The 888-nt window shown below is 70.7% G+C and carries 1 protein-coding gene and 2 pseudogenes; 1 reads left to right on the forward strand and 2 read right to left on the reverse strand.

Features of this window, described 5'->3' with window-relative positions:
- A pseudogene (locus JCM25156_RS26155) lies at positions 1–182 on the forward strand (hypothetical protein); the annotation flags it as partial.
- A gap of 46 nt (positions 183–228) precedes the next feature.
- On the opposite strand, the gene JCM25156_RS32775 reads toward JCM25156_RS26155, so the two are convergent.
- A complete protein-coding gene (locus JCM25156_RS32775; RefSeq protein WP_025814316.1) occupies positions 229–495 on the reverse strand; it encodes a thioredoxin family protein in 267 nt (88 codons plus the stop codon).
- A pseudogene (locus JCM25156_RS26160) lies at positions 458–888 on the reverse strand (hypothetical protein); the annotation flags it as partial. The pseudogene JCM25156_RS26160 and the gene JCM25156_RS32775, both read right to left, overlap by 38 nt.

The following is an 888-nucleotide window of genomic DNA, read 5'->3' on the forward strand; positions in this document are numbered from 1 at the left end:
CCGCCACCACGGCGCCCGCCGCGGCCCCTGCGGCTCCCAGGGATGAAGGGCCTGACGCCATCTTCCCCACCGGCTACCCGTCGGATGATGCAGCCACGCCTACCCGGCCCGTAAAACAGCAGCCCCAGCTCCGCTCCCCCCCGCCGGGCAGCCTGACGCTGCCGGGCGGCACGACGAACTGACAGCCTCCAGATAGGGGGGGGACGGATGCGCGCCGTCCCCCCTTTTTTATTCCCCGCCCGTCATGCGCAGGACAATGCCGGGGGTGAGGATTTCAGGCAGGATCATCTCCGCCCCCTGCGCGGGATAATAGGCGTAGAACGGCACGCCATCGCGCCCGTGGGCATGCAGGAAAGCCGTGATTTCCGCATCCCGCCGGGTCCAGTCCCCGACCATGTACACGATCCCGCGCCGCGCGAATGACTCCCGCACGGCCCGGGTGGACAGGGCCACCCGTTCATTGACCAGGCATGAGATGCACCACGCCGCCGTCATGTCCACGAATACCGGATGCCCCTGCGCGCGCAGTTCCGCCAGCCGGGCGGCGGAGAATACCGAGCTGCCATCGGCAACGCGGCCATTCCCCCGCCCCGCCAGACTGGCGGGCGGCAGCACGCCGCCCCCCCACGAAGGCCACCAGCAGGGCCAGAACCGCCACGGCGCGGTAAACCCCCGCGCGGTCCGGCCGGTGCCCGCGCATATCCGCATTTTCCGCCATGCGCAGGAAGACACAGCCGGTCGCGACCAGCACCAGCCCGGCCCCCAGCAGGACAAGGGCATGCGGGCCGCCTTCCAGTTCACACACCCATGCCAGCCACACGCAGGTCGCCAGCACCGGCAGGGCCAGAAGGTGGCGCACCGTCTCCATCCATGCCCCGGGGCGCGGCA

The organism is Komagataeibacter kakiaceti JCM 25156 (genome assembly GCF_000613305.1).